13 protein-coding genes are annotated in these 13,341 nt (G+C 74.1%); 3 read left to right on the forward strand and 10 right to left on the reverse strand.

What is annotated here, in order from left to right; translation table 11 throughout:
- Nucleotides 1–47: 47 nt before the first annotated feature.
- From ACFYQQ_RS32940 to infC, 5 genes are all read right to left on the reverse strand, one after another.
- Nucleotides 48–1,214, reverse strand: a complete 1,167-nt coding sequence (locus ACFYQQ_RS32940) for an ATP-binding protein (protein WP_356175304.1) — start codon at nucleotides 1,212–1,214, stop codon at nucleotides 48–50.
- 53 nt (nucleotides 1,215–1,267) lie between these two features.
- Nucleotides 1,268–2,125, reverse strand: a complete 858-nt coding sequence (locus tag ACFYQQ_RS32945) for an RNA methyltransferase (RefSeq protein WP_356175301.1) — start codon at nucleotides 2,123–2,125, stop codon at nucleotides 1,268–1,270.
- A gap of 214 nt (nucleotides 2,126–2,339) precedes the next feature.
- Nucleotides 2,340–2,723, reverse strand: coding sequence for a 50S ribosomal protein L20 (gene rplT / locus ACFYQQ_RS32950; RefSeq protein ID WP_030356289.1), 384 nt, complete (start codon nucleotides 2,721–2,723; stop codon nucleotides 2,340–2,342).
- A 96-nt stretch (nucleotides 2,724–2,819) separates the two neighbouring features.
- Nucleotides 2,820–3,014 (reverse strand): 50S ribosomal protein L35, encoded by a 195-nt coding sequence (rpmI, locus tag ACFYQQ_RS32955; RefSeq protein ID WP_003947156.1) that lies wholly within the window; start codon nucleotides 3,012–3,014, stop codon nucleotides 2,820–2,822.
- Between the two features lie 151 nt (nucleotides 3,015–3,165).
- Nucleotides 3,166–3,870: a translation initiation factor IF-3 gene (gene infC / locus ACFYQQ_RS32960; RefSeq protein WP_355794573.1), complete on the reverse strand. Its 705-nt coding sequence runs from the start codon at nucleotides 3,868–3,870 to the stop codon at nucleotides 3,166–3,168.
- A 411-nt stretch (nucleotides 3,871–4,281) separates the two neighbouring features.
- Between infC and ACFYQQ_RS32965 the strand changes: the two genes are divergently transcribed.
- On the forward strand, nucleotides 4,282–4,638 hold the full coding sequence (locus tag ACFYQQ_RS32965) for a DUF1844 domain-containing protein (protein ID WP_356175298.1): 357 nt from the start codon (nucleotides 4,282–4,284) through the stop codon (nucleotides 4,636–4,638).
- 1 nt (nucleotide 4,639) lies between these two features.
- On the opposite strand, the gene ACFYQQ_RS32970 is transcribed toward ACFYQQ_RS32965, so the two are convergent.
- Complete coding sequence (locus tag ACFYQQ_RS32970) at nucleotides 4,640–5,374, reverse strand: SseB family protein (protein WP_356175295.1); 735 nt, start codon at nucleotides 5,372–5,374, stop codon at nucleotides 4,640–4,642.
- Between the two features lie 150 nt (nucleotides 5,375–5,524).
- Here ACFYQQ_RS32970 and ACFYQQ_RS32975 point away from each other — a divergent pair, with 150 nt between their 5' ends.
- On the forward strand, nucleotides 5,525–6,481 hold the full coding sequence (locus ACFYQQ_RS32975; RefSeq protein ID WP_388906279.1) for a serine hydrolase: 957 nt from the start codon (nucleotides 5,525–5,527) through the stop codon (nucleotides 6,479–6,481).
- A gap of 245 nt (nucleotides 6,482–6,726) precedes the next feature.
- Here ACFYQQ_RS32975 and mycP read toward each other — a convergent pair whose 3' ends face one another.
- The gene (gene mycP, locus ACFYQQ_RS32980; RefSeq protein WP_355795320.1) at nucleotides 6,727–7,896 is read right to left on the reverse strand and encodes a type VII secretion-associated serine protease mycosin; all 1,170 of its coding nucleotides are present in this window, start codon (nucleotides 7,894–7,896) and stop codon (nucleotides 6,727–6,729) included.
- A complete protein-coding gene (locus tag ACFYQQ_RS32985) occupies nucleotides 7,893–8,873 on the reverse strand; it encodes a hypothetical protein (protein ID WP_356244289.1) in 981 nt (326 codons plus the stop codon). Before ACFYQQ_RS32985 ends, mycP begins: the two co-directional genes overlap by 4 nt.
- 864 nt (nucleotides 8,874–9,737) lie before the next feature.
- Between ACFYQQ_RS32985 and ACFYQQ_RS32990 the strand changes: the two genes are divergently transcribed.
- Nucleotides 9,738–10,940, forward strand: a complete 1,203-nt coding sequence (locus ACFYQQ_RS32990; RefSeq protein ID WP_388906283.1) for an amino acid deaminase/aldolase — start codon at nucleotides 9,738–9,740, stop codon at nucleotides 10,938–10,940.
- 166 nt (nucleotides 10,941–11,106) lie between these two features.
- Here the strand turns inward: ACFYQQ_RS32990 and ACFYQQ_RS32995 are convergent, their stop codons facing one another.
- The gene (locus ACFYQQ_RS32995; RefSeq protein WP_388906286.1) at nucleotides 11,107–12,012 is read right to left on the reverse strand and encodes a DUF2510 domain-containing protein; all 906 of its coding nucleotides are present in this window, start codon (nucleotides 12,010–12,012) and stop codon (nucleotides 11,107–11,109) included.
- A gap of 42 nt (nucleotides 12,013–12,054) precedes the next feature.
- Complete coding sequence (locus tag ACFYQQ_RS33000) at nucleotides 12,055–13,317, reverse strand: haloacid dehalogenase-like hydrolase (protein ID WP_356244281.1); 1,263 nt, start codon at nucleotides 13,315–13,317, stop codon at nucleotides 12,055–12,057.
- Nucleotides 13,318–13,341 lie beyond the last annotated feature (24 nt).

Below are 13,341 nucleotides of genomic sequence, written 5' to 3' on the forward strand. Positions count from 1 at the left end.
GTCCGGGCGGGCTCGGGTACGACGGCGCCCGTGGGGCCCGCTCGGCGCTACAGGAGGTACGCCGGGGTGCCCACGGGCAACGTAAATCGGAACTCGGCGCCGCCGCCGGGGGCGCGGCCGACCGTGATGGTGCCGCCGTGGGCCTCGACGATGCCCTTGACGATGTAGAGCCCGAGCCCGGTGCCGCCGCGCTTGCTGCCCCGCCAGAAGCGGGTGAAGACGCGGTTCATGGACTCCTCCGGGATGCCGGTGCCCTCGTCGCTCACGGTGACCGACGTGGCTGCGTTCGCCGTGCCGTCGTCGTCCGCGCGGTCGCGCGGGGACGCCGAGGGCGTGACGTCGATGGTGACGGTTCCCTCGCCGTGGCGCACCGCATTTTCCAGGAGGTTGCTCAGCACCTGGTCGACCTTGTCGGGGTCCGCCCACAGCTCGGGGAGCGGATGCTCGATCCGCAGCAGGAAGCGGTCGGCGGGCTGGCCCGCGGCGACGTACGCCTGGATGTGGCGGCCGACGGCGGCGCCGATGTCGACGGGCTGGCGGCGCACCTCCAGGCGCCCGGAGTCGATGCGGGAGATGTCGAGCAGCTCGGCGATGAGCCGGGTGACGCGGTCCGCGTCGGCGTCGACGGTCTCCAGCATCAGCTTCTTCTGGTCGTCGGTGAAGCGCTCCCACTTGGCGAGCAGGGTCGCGGTGAACCCCTTGACGGAGGTGAGAGGCGAGCGCAGTTCGTGGGCGACGGTGGCGATCAGCTCGGCGTGGCTGCGCTCGGTGCGGCGGCGGGCCTCGGTGTCGCGCAGGGAGACGATCACGCGGCGGACGGGACCGGTGGGCCGGGTGCGCACGTAGCGGGCGGAGACGAGCACCTCGCGGCCGCCGGGCAGCAGCAGGTTCCGCTCGGGCTGGCCGACCCGGATCGCGAGGCCGCCGTACGGGTCGGTGAGCTGCCACCAGCGGCGGCCTTCGAGGTCCTCCAGCGGGAGCGCCCGCTCCAGCCGGCGCCCGAGGGCCTCGGCGGCGGGCACCGCGGTGATCCGGGCGGCCGCGGCGTTGAAGCAGATCACGCGGCCGTGCTCGTCGGCGACGACGAGTCCGTCCGGCAGGTCGTCCGGGTCGATGCCCGGCTCGGCTCCGAGTTCGGCGAGATCACCGTGCCGGGCCGCGGGCGTGCCCCGCACGTCCCGTGCCCCCGGTGCTCTCCTCGTGCCGACACCCATCCCCGTACCCCACCTCTCGTCTGGCGCAGTGGGCCCCCGAGCCCGTCACCCTACTAGCTCTCGGTGACGGAGCGGCACCCTCCGGAGGCGCGCTGTGCACGGGCGGACGCGTAGAGACATACGGCGGCGGCGGTCGCGAGGTTCAGGCTCTCGGCCTTTCCGTGGATCGGGACGCGCACGACGGCGTCCGTGAGCGCGCGGGTCTCCTCCGGGAGCCCCCAGGCCTCGTTGCCGAAGACCCAGGCGGTGGGTCCGCCCATGGTGCCCTTGTCCAGCTCGTCGTCGAGGTCGTCCTGCCCGGCCCCGTCGGCGGCGAGGATGCGCACCCCGGCGTCCCTGAGTCCCTGGACGGCCCGCTCCACGGGCACGCCCACCGCGACGGGCAGGTGGAACAGCGAGCCGACCGAGGCCCGTACGGCCTTGGGGTTGTAGAGGTCGACGGAGGCGTCGGTGAGCACGACGGCCTCGGCGCCGGCCGCGTCGGCGCAGCGCAGGACGGTCCCGGCGTTGCCCGGGTCGCGGACGTGGGCCAGGACGGCGACGAGCTTCGGCCGGGCCGCGAGGATGTCCTCGAAGGGGGTGTCCAGGAACCGGCAGACGCCGACGAGCCCCTGCGGGGTGACGGTGGTGGAGATGTCCGCGATCACGTCCTCGTCGGCGAGGTGCACCCGGGCGCCCGCGGCCCGGGCGTCGCCGACGATGTCGGCGTACCGCTCGGCCGCCTCGACGGTGGCGAAGAGCTCCACGAGGGTGGCGTCGCCGCCGGCCCGGTGCGCGGCCGCCTCGCGCACGGCCTGCGGCCCCTCGGCGAGGAACAGCCGGTCCTTGCCCCGGAAGTTCCGCCTGGCCAGCCGCCGGGCGGCGGACACGCGCGGCGAGCGCGGGGAGATCGTCTCGGGGGCGGCGGGCATGGGTTCACCTTCGGGGTTCACGGCACGACAGGGAGGGTGGCGGAGTCTCACCGGCGCGACGGGTCCGCCTGCCCGGGACAGCCGGGGCGTCGTCCCGGCGCGGGGGCGGTGCGGGGCTGGTGCGCCCGGGCGGGGGGCTCCGGACGCAAGCGGACCCGCAGGCCGTGACGGCCTGCGGGTCCGATGCACTACCGGTTCGAGCCGGCGTCGAGCGTCAGGCGGCCTTCGGCGCGTTGACGTCCGAGGGAAGCGCCTTCTGGGCGACCTCGACGAGCGCGGCGAACGCGTTGGCGTCGTTGACGGCCAGCTCCGCGAGGATCTTGCGGTCCACCTCGATGTTGGCGGCCTTCAGACCCTGGATGAAGCGGTTGTAGGTGATGCCGTTGGCGCGGGCAGCGGCGTTGATGCGCTGGATCCACAGCTGACGGAAGTCGCCCTTGCGCTTCTTGCGGTCGTTGTAGTTGTAGACCAGCGAGTGGGTGACCTGCTCCTTGGCCTTGCGGTACAGGCGCGAACGCTGACCGCGGTAGCCGGAGGCCGCCTCGAGGATCGCCCGGCGCTTCTTGTGGGCGTTGACTGCCCGCTTGACGCGTGCCACTTGTTTAACTCCTTGTAGCGGGGCCGTGGATGTGGTCACACGGCCCGAAATCGATGGGGTCCCGGTCCAGACGTACGGCGCGTGGGCGCCGCCGCGTCACTTGCCGAGAAGCTTCTTGATCTTCTTGGCGTCGCCCGGGGCCATCTCGGCGTTGCCGGTGAGGCGGCGCGTCAGGCGCGACGACTTGTGCTCGAGCAGGTGGCGCTTGCCGGCACGCTCGCGGAGCACCTTGCCGGAGCCGGTGATCTTGAAGCGCTTGCTGGCACCGCTGTGCGACTTGTTCTTCGGCATAGCGCCGTTCTCTCCTCGTCAGTGGCGTTCCGGTGCCCGGTCGTGAAACCGGGCACGTCGGAACGTCATGTGTATGGGTTGGCATCCCTGGACCGCGTCCCGGGGCTCCCGGACTCTCGTCCTGGGGGCTCCGGGGCCGTCGCCCCGGGGATCAGGCCTCGGCGGACGCCTCGGCCGGTGCCTCGGCGGTCTCGGCGCCGGCGGTGGTGTCCTCACCGTCGGCGTCGCTCTCCGCGGCGTTCTGCGACTTGCCCGGGTTGGCCTTCGCTTCCGCCTTGCGAGCCGCCTGGGCCTCACGGGCCTCGGCCATCGCCTCGGTCTTCTTCTTGTGCGGACCGAGAACCATGATCATGTTTCGGCCGTCCTGCTTCGGGCTCGACTCGACGAACCCGAGGTCCTCGACGTCCGAAGCGAGACGCTGGAGCAGTCGGTAGCCGAGCTCCGGCCGGGACTGCTCGCGACCACGGAACATGATCGTGATCTTGACCTTGTCGCCCTGCTTGAGGAACCGGACGACGTGACCCTTCTTCGTGTCATAGTCGTGCGGGTCGATCTTCGGCCGGAGCTTCATCTCCTTGATGACCGTGTGCGCCTGGTTCTTGCGCGCCTCACGGGCCTTCATGGCCGACTCGTACTTGAACTTCCCGTAGTCCATGAGCTTGCAGACGGGCGGGCGAGCTGTCGCCGCCACCTCGACCAGGTCGAGGTCGTACTCCTGAGCAAGCTCAAGGGCCTTGGCAAGCGGAACAATCCCGACCTGCTCGCCGCTAGGACCGACAAGTCGCACTTCGGGAACGCGAATCCGGTCGTTGATGCGGGGCTCGGCGCTGATGGATCCTCCTCGGTAGCACCACACGGCGGTCTGGCGGACAGCCGCGTATGTCTCTGATGACACTTCGACCAACCGCCGTGGGGCATGAAAAATGCCCCGGACGGGACACAGGCGGGGCTCCAAGGGTTACCGGAGCACCGCCGCGGTCGACCGCGGGGCGCACTTCGGGCGACTCCATCGTCCGTACGGAACGATGGGGACCGCCTGACCGGGTGACCCGCCGTCCCGGAGGACAGTCGGGTGGGAGATCGGAGCCTCCACTTGTGGGCCGGAGCACAGGAGTGTCCGACCGGTCGTTACACAAGGTTAGCAGCTTCGGCCGGGCGCGGCTAACCGAGGCGGTCCGGGCCGCCCGCCGCGGCATCGGCGGGCGCCGGAGCGGGCGGGACGGGGCTGGGTGGGGAACCGCGCCGCCGTGGACCTATCGTGGGTGCCATGAGTGACACCCCTCCCCAGAACCCCGACTTCGACACCATGACCCGCGACATCGCCGAGGTCCCCGCGGTCGAGGTGATCGTGACGGTCGCCGTCAACCTGATGAGCGCCGCCGCCGTGAAGCTCGGTCTGACGGAGGAGGGCGAGGAGCACAAGGACCTGGACGAGGCCCGCAAGCTGGTGCACGCGCTGGCCGGGCTGCTCGACGCGAGCACCACCGAGATCAGCTCCTTCCACGCGGCTCCGCTGCGCGACGGCCTGAAGTCGCTCCAGCTGGCGTTCCGCGAGGCCTCCCTCGTCCCGGACGAGCCGGGACAGGGCCCGGGCGAGAAGTACACGGGCCCGGTCTACGGCTGACTCACACCTCGCGTACGTACAGGGGCTCGCCCGGCGGCGTCGCCTCGGCCGGCAGCAGTGCCAGGTCGAGGCCGCGCACCAGGCGGGCCCTCAGTGTCTCGTCGCCCGCCAGCCGCCCGGCGATCGCGCGGACGGTCTCGGCGGGCGCCGCGGACGGGTCGAGGACCAGGGCGAGGGTGCCGTCCGCCCGGCCCGGGCCGAGATGGGCGCGGAGCACGGCGGGCTCGGCCGCGAGGGCCGTCCGCACGGCCTCGGCGACGGCCGGGTCGCGCAGGGGGTCCGTGCTGGTCCGTCCCTCGGCGAGCGCGAGCAGCGCGGGGCCGGTCAGCTCGTAGGGCACCGGCCCGGCCAGGTCCAGCAGCAGTGTGTCCGCCTTCTCGTGCGCCACGGCCTGCAGGGCCTGGTGCAGCGGTACGGCGACGGGGCGTGCCTGCGGGTCCCAGCGGGCGAGGGATTCCGTGGAGGTGAACGCGGGCAGGGCCGTGCGGTCGCCGGCCTTCAGGGTCGGCACCGCCATGTCGCTGGTCTTCTCGTGGCGCAGTCCGTTCTCGTCCTCCTCCACCTCGCCGAGCACGGCGACGACGGGCACCAGCAGCCGGGCGCCCTTGAGTGCCTCCAGGACCGGGGACTCCGCGCCGCGGTCCTCCGCCCAGGCCGCGAGTGCCGCGCTGAGCCGGGGATCGGCGGAGCCGTCGTCGTCGGGGAAGCCGGAGTCGGGAATGTTCTTGTTCGCCACGGTCACCGACCCTATCGGTGGGCCGCCGGCGCGCTTCCGCGGCCCTGGAAACCCGGTGTTCACACCCCTCACCGGTTTCTCAGGATTCCCTTACACACATCTGACGTCCCGCTGACGGTACGCACAGTCGGCGCGGCCAGCATCGCGGGCATGAGGTCTCCCCGCTCCCGCCCTCGTGCCCGTGCGCCCCGGCGCGTCCTGCTGTACGCCGCGGTGGCCTCCGCCGTGGTCGTCGGCGCCACGGGGGCCGGGACCGCCTACGTGAAGGCCGGGGCGCACGCGGGCACCGGCGCCGTATCGTCCCCGGCGGTGGCCCCGGCGTCGGCGGCGGCCGGTGAGGAGGCGTCGGTGGAACCCGTGGCGGAGCCCTCCGCGGACCGGGACGCGCTGCTGGCCGCGGCCATGCGGGCGGTGAGCGTCGAGGAGGGTGCCGACGTGTCGGTGGCCGTGCTGGACCTGGAGTCCGGTGAGAGCGCGGCGTACCGGGACGGCACCTTCGACACGGCCAGCATCGTGAAGGTGGACATCCTGGCGGCGCTGCTGCTCCAAGTCCAGGACGCCGGACGGCGGTTGACCCCGACGGAGCGGGCGTACGCCGCCGCGATGATCGAGCACAGCGACAACGCGTCCGCGACGGCGCTGTGGGACGCGATCGGCGGAGCGGCCGGGCTGGACGCGGCGAACGAGCGCCTCGGGCTGACCGGGACGACGGGCGGGGACGGCGGGCTGTGGGGGCTGACCCGGACCACGGCGGCCGACCAACTCGTACTGCTCCGGCAGGTGTTCGGGGACGACTCGGAGCTGAGCGACGCGTCGCGGACGTATCTCCGGAAGCTGATGGGCTCGATAGCCGTCGGCCAGGACTGGGGTGTCTCGGCGGCCGCCTCCTCCACCTCCGGGTCGGGCTGGGCGCTCAAGAACGGGTGGCTGCCGCGTGGTTCGACGGGGCGATGGGACATCAACAGCATCGGGCGGATCACAGCCGGCGGGCAGGAGTACCTGGTGGCGGTGCTGTCGGACGGCAACACCACGAAGGAGAAGGGCGTTTCGCTGGTCGAGGCCGCGGCGAAGGCGGCGGTCTCGGCGCTCCGGGAGACGGGCGCGTAGCGCGTACGGTGTCCGCTCGGGCCCTAGGGCCTGTCGTTTGGATCAGGTCGGCCGTGACAGACGGTTCGTCCCGGCCGACCCGAGCGGGGTCTGGTGCGTGCAGCTGCAAGGCGGAGGAGGGAGTCGAAGCGATGGGGGTCCCCCCGCTCGAGCGGAGCCGAGAGTGGGGGAGTCGGCGACCGACGACAACGCCGCAGATGTGCGTGCCAGACCCCGCGACACCGACCTGATCCAAACGACAGGCCCTAGGAGTCGTACCCGTGGGTGGTCCTGCGGCCGCGCCACAGGACGACCGCGGCGGCGAGCAGCACCGCGCCGAGGCCGCCGGCGAGCGGTCCCGCCCAGCCGGAGGAGTCGTCGTCCTCGGCGGCGTCGGGGCCCGGGCCGAAGTACCGCTGTCCGTACGCCGCCGAGCGCAGCCCCTCCGGTTTCAGCCGGCCGCCGGCCTCGATGGCGGCGGCGGGGTCGATGAAGCCGAAGCCGCGGGAGTCGTCGCGGCCGCCGTCGGGCGCGTTGCGGGCGGTGTCCTCCAGGAGCTGCTTGATCTGGGCGGGGGCGAGCCCGGGATGGGCGGCCTTGACCAGCGCGGCGGCTCCGGAGACGAACGCCGAGGCGGCGCTGGTGCCCCAGCCCTCGTAGTACCTGTCGTCGGGGTCCGCGATCACGACGTCGACGCCGGGGGCGCTGACGGTGGCGTACCAGCGGCGGGTGGAGAACGGGGCGCGGGTGCCGACCCGGTCGACGGCGGTGGCCGCGATCACGCCGGGGTAGGCGGCCGGGTACGAGATGTGGTCGCCCTTCTCGCCACCGTTGCCGGCCGAGGCCACCACCACGGCGCCCTTCTTCAGCGCGTACTGCACCGCCTCGTCCTCGGCGGGCTCGGGGTGGGCGGACTTGGAGTCGTCGCCGAGGGAGAGGTTGATGACGTCGGCGCCGTGGTCGGCGGCCCAGCGGATGCCCTCGGCGAGGGCGTTGCCGCGGGTGTTGCGGGCCTTGCCGCGGGCGGAGTCGCCGTCTTCGAGGATGACGCGGACGGGGAGGATCTTCGCCTCGGGAGCGATGCCCATCACGCCGTCGCCGTTGCCCGCGCCGTGTCCGTGGCCGGCGATGATGCCGGCCATGGCGGTGCCGTGCCGGGCCCAGGCCCGGTCGCCGCGGCGGGCGCCGAAGCCGACCATGTCCTTGCCGGTGAGCACGTTGCCCGCCAGATCCGGGTGCCGGGCGTCGACGCCGGTGTCGAGGACGGCGACGGTGATCCCGGCGCCCTTGGTCGTGCGCCAGGCCTGCTCGGTGTGCAGGGCGTCGAGGGCCCACTGCTGGGCCCGTATGCCGTCGGCGTGGGCGCCGGTGGACGGCAGCAGGGCCAGCGAGCCGGCGAGGAGCAGGGTGAGGAGGCGGCCGGAGGCGCGGTTCACGACGGCCTCCTGGTGACCGTGGTGACCTTCTTGCGCAGGGCGCGCTCGACGCGGTCGGCGAGGCCCTGCGCCTCGTGGCCGAGGCCGGCCTGGGCGGGGGCCGTGGTGGCCCCGGACCGGGTGGCGTCGGGCGCGGGCTGCGGGGTGGCGACGGTGCGGCCGTCGGCGAATCCGGAGACCGCGTAGACGACGACGGGGGCGTCGGTGAGCACCGACACCGTCCAGGAGGCGCGCTGCCGGTCGCCGAAGCCCTCGGCCGGGGTGCCCTTCGCGGCGTACGGGCGGGGCATCAGGTCGGTGCGCCGGTCCAGGCGCTCCCGCCGGAAGCGGTTCTCCAGGGAGGTCATGCCCGCGGCGTCGGCCTTCGTGAACAGCAGCCCGACGGTGGTGACGTGGCTGCGGGTGGCGTCCGTGTAGGTGGCGCGCAGGAGCCGCAGGCAGCCGACGGGGGCGAGGGCCTTGCGCAGCAGCGGGTCGAAGGCGTCCTTGCAGCCGCTGTCGGGGGCGACGGCTATCCGGGTCCACGTGCGGTCGGCGCCGCCGGGTCCCGCGCCGTCGCCGTCGACGGTGGGCGGGAAGAGCGCGTCGACGGGGATGCCGTGCCAGAGGTTCCCGGCGGCCGCGAACGCGCCCGGCGATCCGGCCTCCGCAGCGCTGTCCCCGGTCAGCCAGCTCCCGGTCGCGGCACCGCCGATGAGCCCGAGCCCGAGGACGACGCAGGCGAGGGCCGTGAGGGTCCGGGGCCGAGTGCGGCCCTGCGGGCGCGCGGTGTCGTCGTACGTCTCGGGCTCCCCGAACGACACGTGGGGGCGCCCCTGCGCGGGGTCCGGACGGCGGGCGGCGGGAACGGCCCCGGACGGGGCGGCAGCGTCGCCGGGCCCCTGGTCGCGCAGGGGACGCAGGCGCCGGGTGGTCTCGCCGGGGGCGTCCTCGGGTACGGCGGTACGCCGGGGCGGCGCGGCGGGGGCCGCCGGCATGCCGTTCCGGCGGAGGCGGGGGTCGCTCCCGGCGGCGGCCGAGGGGGGTGCGTCGGGGAAGCGTGCGGAGGCCGGCGGAGGGGGCGGGGTGGTCGGGGTGCCGGTCGACGCGGTCTCCGGACGGCTCCGCGGCGCCCGCGGTCCGTCGGCGGAGGCGGGCCGACGGGCGGCGGTGTCTCCCGCGGACGTCCTCCCGGAGGCGGGCGCCCGGTACGGGGACCCCGGGGCGGGCGCCGGGCGCCTGCCGGGACCGGACGGGTCTCCCGGCGCGGGCGCGGGTCGGTGGCCCGGCCCGGGTCCGGACGGGTCTCCGGGGGCGGGGGCGGGTCGGTGGCCCGGCTCGGCGGTCCCGCCCGAGGCGGGTGCCGGGGTGCGGGGACGGTAGGGAGGCGGGGGCGGGGTCGCCGCCGTGCCGGGGCGGCGCGGGGCGCCGGGGCGAGAGGAGGGCATCGGCGGGACGGCGGAGTCCGCGCCGGGCGTCGGCGCCGGGGTGTCGTCCGCGGTGAAGTCCTCGCCGGGAGGCGCCGGCAAGCGGGGCGGCGACGGCGGGCGCGGCGGAATGGACGCGCGGCGCGCTTCCGTGCTCATGCACCCCCCGTTCCTCGTCCCGGGCCATCGGCCCGCGGCGGAGATCGTGCGGGTCGCTTCACACGTGCCGGGAGGAGCCCGTCCGGCACGGTCAGGCATACCCGTGCGGACGCACCGTCACCCCGGCCGCGACCGGCCCGGGCAAGGCCGTTCCTCCCTGCGTGCGCGTCACTCTACGGGTTGACGCGGGCCCGGCGGGAACCAGTCCGCAGGCCCGGGGCATCTGCCCGGAACGTCCCCCTACCCTGCGGTAATCCTGTCTGGCAGGCTTCCTGCATGACCGTCCGCGCCGCAGACCGGGCCCGCTACGACCGGGCCACCGCTCACCTCGACGCCCCCGTCGCGATCGTGGACCTGGAGGCCTTCGACGCGAACGCCGACGACCTCGTCCGCCGGGCGGCGGGCAAACCGATCCGTGTCGCCAGCAAGTCCGTGCGCTGCCGCGGCCTCCTCGAACGGGTCCTGGCACGGGACGGATTCGCGGGCCTCATGTCGTTCACGCTGGCCGAGTCCCTGTGGCTCGCGCGCTCCGGCTTCGACGACGTCCTGCTCGCCTACCCCTCGGCCGACCGGAAGGGCTACGCCGAACTGGCCGGCGATCCGAAGCTCGCGGGAGCCGTCACCGTCATGGTCGACGACCCCGCACAGCTCGACCTGATCGACGCCGCGCGGCAGGGCGGCACCGAAGTCGTCCGGGTCTGCCTGGAGTTGGACACCTCGTTCAAGCTGCTCGGCGGCCGGGTCCGGGTCGGGGCACGCCGCTCGCCGCTGTACTCGGCCGCCCAGGTCGCCGAGATGGCCCGCGCGGTGGTCCGGCGGCCCGGCTTCGAGCTCGTGGGGATCATGGCGTACGAGGGGCACATCGCCGGGGTCGGCGACTCGCTCGCCGGGCGGCCGGTGCGGTCGCGCGCCATCCGGCTCATGCAGGCCGCGGCCCGCAGGGAACTCGCGGAGCGGCGCGCCGACGTGGTGCGGGCGGTGCGGGCCGTCGCGCCCGGCCTGGAGTTCGTCAACGGCGGCGGCACGGGCAGCGTGCAGCACACCGCGGCCGAGGACGCGGTGACCGAGATCGCGGCGGGGTCGGGACTGTACGTGCCGCGTCTCTTCGACAACTACACGTCGTTCAGCGGTCGTCCGGCCGCCCTGTTCGCGCAGCCGGTGGTCCGCAGGCCGGGCGTCGGGATCGTCACGGTGCTGGGCGGCGGCTATCCGGCGTCGGGTGCCCCCGGCGCCGACCGGCTGCCGGTCCCGTACCTGCCCGAGGGGCTGCGGTACGACCCCCAGGAGGGACCCGGCGAGGTGCAGACGCCTCTGCTGGGCTCGCCCGCGGACGATCTGCTCATCGGCGACAAGGTGTGGTTCCGGCACGCCAAGGCCGGCGAACTGTGCGAGCGGTTCGCGGAGTTGCACCTCGTGGAGGGCGACTCCGTGACGGCGACCGTCCCGACGTACCGCGGGGAAGGGCAGACCTTCCTCTGACCTGACGCGACTTGGTGATGCGACTAGGCGTCATGTGACTTGGCGTGATGTGACTTGGCGTGATCTGGGCCCGGGCGCGACCCCGGCTCGGACCGGCTCTGTCCGGCACGGCCAGGGCTGGTCAACTCGGCGTACCCAACGGGCACTTGACTAGACCCGCCGAGCCCTACCGGCCCGGTCCGATGCTGCTGCCCACTCCCCCGCCGGTGTCCGCGTCCCCGACCGGCCGGATTCCCCTGGTGATCTCGTCCATGTCGGAGACGGGCGGTCCCTCGTCCCCGGCGTCGAAGGCGAAGCGGACGATGACCGGCGACTGGGAGCCGGTGCTGGAGGGGAAGGCCAGCGACTCCACGTAGCCGCCGGGGCCCACGCCGGTCCTGACCCGCCAGCGCACGAAGTACCCGGCCCGGCCCGCGACGGCGACCGAACCGGCCTTCACCAGCTCGTGCGACGTGATGCCGCGGAACGGGCGCTTGTCCAACTGGTCGCGGTCGTAGGCGTTGTTCGCCGCTTCCTCGATGTCGTTCTCCGCGAGCGCCTTGGGCGACTTCTCGTCGTTGGAGGTGACCGTGCGCGAGACGACGCGGCCGTGCCGGCACAGACCGGGGTCGCCGGGGCAGTCGTAGGTGCCCGGGGTGGTCATGACGACGTCGTCCTCGGACACGTTCTCGGCCTTCACCCAGCCGTCCACCAACGGCAGGGTGATGCCGTTGAGTTCGTCCACGACGACGGTCGGGTCACCGGCCGTGCTCGCGGAAGGGCTCGGGGAGGTGCCGGTGGGGGCGGGGGTGGGCGAGGCGCTGCCCGGCGCGGTCCTGCTCTGCGTCCCGCCGCCGTCGTCGTCCCGGCCGAGGAGCACGGCGCCCGTCACGATCGAGGCGACCAGGACGGCCCCCGCCGCCGTGAGCGCGACGACCCGGCCACGGCGCGAGCCGCCGCCCGGGGCCGGCAGCGGCTCGGGGAGGGCCTCCGGCTGACGCCGGTGGTCGGTCCACGCGGTCCCGTCCCACCAGCGCTCGGTGAGCGGGTAGGACGGGTCGCGGTACCAGCCGGGCGGGGGCGTCATGCTCATCCCGGCACTCTAGGACGTGACGCGGACACCGGTACACGGGGCTCAGTGGACGGTGTCCTCCTGGTCGGGCACGACCGAGCCGTCGTCCCGCAGGACGGGTCCGCGGCTGCCGTCCGGCCCGTTGTACGCGCTCGTCGAGCACGGGTAGGGGTCCGGCTTCGGCGGAAGGGGGTCGATGAACATCGGGTTCACCACCCAGCGCCCGTCGGCGTCGTCGTACGCCCGGCACATGACCTCGCTCTTGTTGCGGTTGAGGACGAGGTGCGCGCCGGTGGCGTCGCCGACGAAGGTGACGTCGGTGTCGGCGTCCCCGCCGGCGACGGCCGGGCGGTGCCGCCGGTCCTGGCGCTCCCAGGCCGCGGCGCCCTCGACGCCGTAGATCTCCTGGTTGATCCAGCAGCGCTTGCCGTCGATGTACGGGATGGCCTCGCCCCGGTTCTCCGGTACGTCGCCGCAGCCCTGGTTCCAGGTGGTGATCCGCCCGTGCCGGTCGAGGACGGACCGGATGGCGATGGTGTGCCGAGCGTCGACGCCGACGCCGCGCGACCAGACCTCGGTGACGGGTTCGGAGCCGGCGGAGACGATGTAGACGTCGAATCCGGCGCGGCGCAGGGTGCGGATCAGGTCGCGCTGCTGGTCGTAGTAGCGGACGTAGGCCGGGACGGTGTGGGTGCCCAGGGTGCGGGTCGCGCCGACGGGTGCCGCGAGCGCCTCGGCGCGGGCCCTGCGGGCGTACGAGGAGAGTTCGGCGACGGTGTGCCCGGCGAACAGCTGGGGCACCCAGGCGTACTGGGGCACGGTGCGCCGGTGGTTCCAGTGCCCGGCGAAGGCGGCGGCGCCGCTCATGGTCCTGCCGCCCTCGCGGATCTCCAGGATCTCGTCGGTGCAGCGGGGCCGGGTGGAGGTCGGCAGGGGCGCGCCCACCGGCACGTCGGTGCCGCAGGCCTCGGTGAGGGCGCTGTCGGCCGCGTCGGTGAGCCACGCGCTGGTGTCGTGCCAGCTCTCCGGGCGCAGGATCCGGTCGTGCCGCAGGGCCCAGGAGATGGTGGCGTCGGTGACGTCGTTCTTGGTGACCGTGTTGTCCCAGTCGAAGGCGGCGACGGGGTGGCCGCCCCGCCCGGCGCAGCTGCCCCGCTCGTCGACGACCTGCTGGAGGTGGGCGCGGTTGTCGCCGTACCAGGGCAGGTGCCGGGAGAGCTGCGGGCAGGCGGGACGCGGGTCGGCCGGTGCCGCGCCGGCGGCGGGCGCTGCCGCCAGCGCGGCGGCCGCGACCATGGTCCACGCGAGGACGTGTCGGTATCGCATGGAATGTGGACCGTACACCGGCCG

This window comes from Streptomyces sp. NPDC005496 (assembly GCF_042872045.1).
In the GTDB taxonomy this organism is placed as follows: Bacteria; Actinomycetota; Actinomycetes; order Streptomycetales; family Streptomycetaceae; genus Streptomyces.

Bases quoted from the DNA above. Each gene is read 5' to 3' on its own strand.
- ACFYQQ_RS32940 (WP_356175304.1), bottom strand. From the start codon at position 1,214: ATGGGTGTCGGCACGAGGAGAGCACCGGGGGCACGGGACGTGCGGGGC.
- ACFYQQ_RS32945 (WP_356175301.1), bottom strand. From the start codon at position 2,125: ATGCCCGCCGCCCCCGAGACGATCTCCCCGCGCTCGCCGCGCGTGTCC.
- rpmI (WP_003947156.1), bottom strand. From the start codon at position 3,014: ATGCCGAAGAACAAGTCGCACAGCGGTGCCAGCAAGCGCTTCAAGATC.
- ACFYQQ_RS32965 (WP_356175298.1), top strand. From the start codon at position 4,282: ATGAGTGACACCCCTCCCCAGAACCCCGACTTCGACACCATGACCCGC.
- ACFYQQ_RS32975 (WP_388906279.1), top strand. From the start codon at position 5,525: ATGAGGTCTCCCCGCTCCCGCCCTCGTGCCCGTGCGCCCCGGCGCGTC.
- ACFYQQ_RS32985 (WP_356244289.1), bottom strand. From the start codon at position 8,873: ATGCCGGCGGCCCCCGCCGCGCCGCCCCGGCGTACCGCCGTACCCGAG.
- ACFYQQ_RS32990 (WP_388906283.1), top strand. From the start codon at position 9,738: ATGACCGTCCGCGCCGCAGACCGGGCCCGCTACGACCGGGCCACCGCT.
- ACFYQQ_RS32995 (WP_388906286.1), bottom strand. From the start codon at position 12,012: ATGAGCATGACGCCCCCGCCCGGCTGGTACCGCGACCCGTCCTACCCG.
- ACFYQQ_RS33000 (WP_356244281.1), bottom strand. From the start codon at position 13,317: ATGCGATACCGACACGTCCTCGCGTGGACCATGGTCGCGGCCGCCGCG.